Raw genomic sequence first — 1,057 nt, forward strand, 5'->3', positions numbered from 1 at the left:
ACCTCGTCCGATGTTCTCGACACCTGCTTTGCGGTGCAGCTTACCCGCGCCAGCGACATCCTGCTCGCCGACATCGATGGCTTGCTTGCAGCGCTTAAGCGCCGCGCCTTCGAGCACAAGGACACCGTCACCATCGGCCGCAGCCATGGCATCCATGCCGAGCCGACGACCTTTGGCGTCAAGCTGGCGCAGGCCTATGCCGAATTCTCGCGCTGCCGCGAGCGGTTGGTGCACGCGCGCGAAGACATCGCCACCTGCGCGATTTCGGGCGCGGTCGGCACCTTCGCCAACATCGACCCCTATGTCGAGGAGCATGTGGCGGCAAAGCTCGGCCTGAAGCCCGAGCCGGTGTCGACGCAAGTGATCCCGCGCGACCGCCACGCCATGTTCTTTGCCACGCTCGGCGTCATCGCCTCGTCGGTCGAGCGGCTGTCGATCGAAATCCGGCATTTGCAGCGCACCGAAGTGCTGGAAGCTGAAGAGTATTTTTCGCCGGGCCAGAAGGGCTCGTCGGCCATGCCGCACAAGCGCAACCCGGTGCTGACCGAAAACCTCACCGGTCTTGCCCGCATGGTGCGCTCCATGGCGCTGCCGGCGATGGAAAATGTGGCGCTCTGGCACGAGCGCGACATCTCGCACTCCTCGGTCGAGCGCATGATCGGCCCGGATGCCACCGTGACGCTCGATTTCGCACTGTCACGGCTGACCGGCGTCGTCGACAAGCTGCTCGTCTATCCCGACAACATGCTGAAGAACATGAACAAGTTCCGCGGCCTCGTGCATTCGCAGCGCGTCATGCTGGCGCTGACCCAAGCCGGCCTGTCGCGCGAAGACTCCTACCGGCTGGTGCAGCGCAACGCCATGAGAGTGTGGGAGCAAGGCGCTGATTTCCTTGAGGAACTTTTGGCCGACAAGGAAGTGACCGCAGCGCTGCCGGAAGCCGAAATCCGCGAGAAATTCGACTTGGGCTATCATACCAAGCATGTCGACACGATCTTCAAGCGGGTGTTTGGGGAAGCCTGAGCTTCCTTCTCCCCGTCACTATACGGGGAGAAGG

The 1,057-nt window shown here is 62.8% G+C and carries 1 protein-coding gene; it reads left to right on the forward strand.

Annotated features, from left to right (window positions below; translation table 11 throughout):
* On the forward strand, positions 1–1,023 hold a 1,023-nt coding region (gene purB / locus EN906_RS35165), incomplete at its 5' end, for an adenylosuccinate lyase (RefSeq protein WP_127375824.1).
* Between the last annotated feature and the right edge of the window lie 34 nt (positions 1,024–1,057).

Origin of the sequence: Mesorhizobium sp. M7A.F.Ca.CA.004.06.1.1 (assembly GCF_003999135.1) — a bacterium.
Taxonomy (GTDB): domain Bacteria; phylum Pseudomonadota; class Alphaproteobacteria; order Rhizobiales; family Rhizobiaceae; genus Mesorhizobium.